Source organism: Pedobacter sp., from assembly GCF_045628745.1.
Taxonomy (GTDB): Bacteria; Bacteroidota; Bacteroidia; order Sphingobacteriales; family Sphingobacteriaceae; genus Pedobacter.
This window is the reverse complement of sequence record NZ_JAZQPU010000410.1, coordinates 1-3,462: the sequence shown is the minus strand read 5'-3', so window position 1 is coordinate 3,462 and position 3,462 is coordinate 1. Positions and strand designations below refer to the sequence as shown.

4 protein-coding genes are annotated in these 3,462 nt (G+C 36.1%); all 4 read left to right on the top strand.

All coding sequences use genetic code 11. The features are described from left to right. The first annotated feature begins 111 nt into the window (after positions 1-111). Positions 112-801, top strand: coding sequence for a hypothetical protein (locus tag ACR2F7_RS14880; RefSeq protein ID WP_432714335.1), 690 nt, complete (start codon positions 112-114; stop codon positions 799-801). After that, the gene (rfbD, locus tag ACR2F7_RS14875; protein WP_432714334.1) at positions 801-1,655 is read left to right on the top strand and encodes a dTDP-4-dehydrorhamnose reductase; all 855 of its coding nucleotides are present in this window, start codon (positions 801-803) and stop codon (positions 1,653-1,655) included. The genes ACR2F7_RS14880 and rfbD overlap by 1 nt, the downstream gene beginning before the upstream one ends. Before the next feature lie 42 nt (positions 1,656-1,697). Continuing rightward, on the top strand, positions 1,698-2,834 hold the full coding sequence (gene gmd, locus ACR2F7_RS14870; protein ID WP_432714333.1) for a GDP-mannose 4,6-dehydratase: 1,137 nt from the start codon (positions 1,698-1,700) through the stop codon (positions 2,832-2,834). A 23-nt stretch (positions 2,835-2,857) separates the two neighbouring features. Next, a partial coding sequence (locus ACR2F7_RS14865; protein WP_432714332.1) for a polysaccharide biosynthesis/export family protein occupies positions 2,858-3,462 on the top strand: 605 nt, incomplete at its 3' end.

Genomic DNA, 3,462 nt, shown 5'->3' with positions numbered 1-3,462 from the left:
AGAAGAAGAAGAAACTGGATAATGGTATGGTTCTTGCTTAAGGCTTTAAAATTTAAAAATATTGAATAATGTTTTTAAATTTTTACCATATAGCAGCATACGTACAATCTTATGAAAAAAACCTTACTTATCATCATTTTCACCTTGGTGTCTTCATGGGCCTATTGTCAAAACAATGGGGATTTTAAATACAGCATAGGTGTGCGGGCTTATAATTACCTGCAAATGCCCAATGTTTTAAGCCAATCCAATAATGATAAGTATATAACATCTTATTTAAGCAGTTATATTGTGAAATTTAATGATAATTTATTTAGCTACCGTATCAATGGGAGTTATTTGAAAGAGGATTTAAAATTTTCAAATAATTGTGAAACCTGCGATATCGTAGATGGTAAGATGAAGGATTTTTCCTTTAAAGTGGGCTTTGAAAAGAACTTCAATTATAGCGTTATTCAACCCTATGTGGCACTTGATCTGGGCTACCGTTCTAATAAATTTAAAGGATCTTCTAATGACCTCAATGAGCAACGTATTGCAATTGAAGAGTCGCATACCAATATCAATGCCACTAAAGAGGGGTTTACCGTTACACCAACGATAGGAATAAAGATCAATCCTACTAAACAACTGTCTGTTTTTGCAGAAAGCAACCTCGAATTCTTTTATGCTTATGAACGCCAGGAGCGAATTGTTTCTAGTGATCCAAACAATAGGTCATTAAGAAAATTGAACAAAGGAGAATATTTAATTAATCCCGTAGCTTTGGGCATTCAATTTCACTTCGGCGCAAAAAATTAATGAATCATATTATTGTTATTGGAGGTAATGGCCAGCTAGGCCAATGCCTTCAAGAAGTGGTCAATAAAGCACCACAACCTTATACGTATATCTTTTTAGCTCAGGCTGATTTAAATATCACACTTGACAGCCAGATAAAGGCTGTTTTTGAGCGTTATCAACCTGTATTTTGCATTAATTGTGCAGCATACACGGCAGTTGATCAAGCTGAAGAAGATCAGGAAGCGGCATATCAAGTTAATGAACATGCGGTGAAAAACCTTGCTGAAGTTTGTGCAGCTTATCAGACAACCCTTATACACATTTCAACGGATTTTGTTTTCGACGGTTTGTTGGGCATTCCACTGACTGAAGAAGCGGTTACGAATCCCATCAATGTATATGGACAGTCTAAATTAAATGGTGAAAGAGCAATTGCTCAGGTTTTAGAAAACTATTATATCATCCGCACCAGCTGGTTGTATTCAGAAAAAGCAAATAACTTCTGTAAAACCATGTTGAAACTTGCACAGGTTAAGGAGCATTTACAAGTCATCTATGATCAGGTAGGTACGCCAACTTATGCCATGGACTTGGCCAGGGTAATTATCACCATCATCAATGCTAATCAAAAAGCGTATGGCATTTATCATTACAGCAATGAAGGTGTAGCCTCTTGGTACGACTTTGCCAAAGCGATCTTTGAGTTTGCAGAAGTAGATATTGAAGTTGAGGCGGTGAACTCCAGTGCTTTTATCACCAAAGCCAAAAGACCACATTACTCAGTTTTAGATAAAGCTAAAATTAAAAACACATTTGACATAACTATTCCTTATTGGAAAGAGAGTTTAAATCGATGTATAAACAGGATATAGTTTGAATTATTTATATTTGACAATTAAAATTATCAACACTTTATGAAAGTAGCCCTTATAACAGGAGTCACCGGTCAAGATGGTGCATATTTAGCTGAATTTTTATTGAACAAAGGATATTTTGTCCATGGCTTAAAAAGGAGAACATCCATGTTCAACACAGACCGGATTGACCATTTGTACCAGGACCAACATGAAAAAGGTGTTAATTTTAAACTACATTTTGGTGACCTTACTGATTCTACCAATTTAATTAGAATTATACAGGAAACTCAGCCAGATGAAATCTATAACCTTGCCGCGATGAGCCATGTGCAGGTAAGTTTTGAAATGCCGGAATACACAGCTAATGCAGATGGTATTGGTACTTTAAGGTTATTAGAAGCGGTAAGAATTTTAGGACTTGAGAAAAAGACCAGGATATACCAGGCTTCCACCTCAGAATTATATGGATTGGTACAAGCGGTTCCACAAAGTGAAACAACACCATTTTATCCTCGATCACCTTATGCTGTAGCTAAAATTTACGGTTACTGGATTACGGTGAACTACCGCGAAGCTTATGGTATGTTTGCTTGTAATGGTATATTATTTAACCATGAAAGTCCGTTAAGAGGAGAAACTTTTGTAACACGTAAAATTACCCGTGCTGCATGTAAAATAGCTTTAGGCTTGCAGAAATGTGTTTATTTAGGCAATCTTTCTGCTCAAAGAGATTGGGGACATGCTAAAGATTATATCGAAGCCATGTGGTTAATTTTGCAACAAGAAAAAGCAGAAGATTTTGTAATCGCTACCGGCATTACTACTACCGTGCGTGACTTTGTGAAAATGAGCTTTGCCGAATTAGGGATAGAAATTGAATTTATTGGTAAAGATGAAAACGAAAAAGGCGTGATCATTGATATTGATCCGTTAATGGTGGAGCAGCTTGGTTTAAACAGTGCAGAACTTCATTTAGGAATGGAAGTAGTAAAGGTTGATCCTAAATATTTCAGACCAACAGAAGTAGATTTATTATTGGGTGATCCAACAAAATCTAAAACTCAATTGGGCTGGGAGCCTAAATATGACCTTCCTTTATTGGTAAAGGATATGGTTCAAGCCGATCTTACCTTGATGAAAAAAGACGAGCATTTGAAAAATGGTGGTTATACGCCTTTGAATAACTTTGAATAATTTTTATAAAAATACATCTACCCATGAGGTTTAAAAAAGCCCTTTCTACTTTTTTACTGTTTGCCCTAATTTTAATTACCTCTGTCGTTTCAGCACAAACTGATTACTCCACTGTTAAGGTTGACGATTTAACCGATGCACAGATTAGACAGCTGATGCAGAAGGCAGAGTCTATAGGTTATAATGATGCACAGTTAGAACAAATGGCCTCCGCTCAGGGAATGAAAGCTGAAGAAATTCAGAAAATGCGTTTACGTGTCGAAAAAATTCGGAAACAAGAGGGGAGTACCTCCAAAGCTACTCAAGATTCCAATAATGAGTTTTCTGAAAGAACCTATGCTGGTTCTACTCAAAAATCAGATACCACTAACAAAAAATTCAACAATTATTCAGATAATAATGCGAGAAAGGCAGAACTTCGGGATGCCTTTGGCAATTTGATTCCTAAAGTGTTTGGTGCTGCTTTGTTTAAAAATAGCAACATTACTTTTGAACCGAATTTAAGGATGGCAACACCTAAAAGTTATGTCATTGGTCCTGATGATGAGCTGCTGATTGATCTTTCAGGAGATAATGAGGCCAGTTATAAATTAAAGGTAAGCCCTGAAGGAATTATCCGTATACAATA

What these genes read in the sequence shown, in the direction of transcription:
- ACR2F7_RS14880 (WP_432714335.1), top strand. Translation starts at nt 112, where the DNA reads ATGAAAAAAACCTTACTTATCATCATTTTCACCTTGGTGTCTTCATGG.
- rfbD (WP_432714334.1), top strand. Translation starts at nt 801, where the DNA reads ATGAATCATATTATTGTTATTGGAGGTAATGGCCAGCTAGGCCAATGC.
- gmd (WP_432714333.1), top strand. Translation starts at nt 1,698, where the DNA reads ATGAAAGTAGCCCTTATAACAGGAGTCACCGGTCAAGATGGTGCATAT.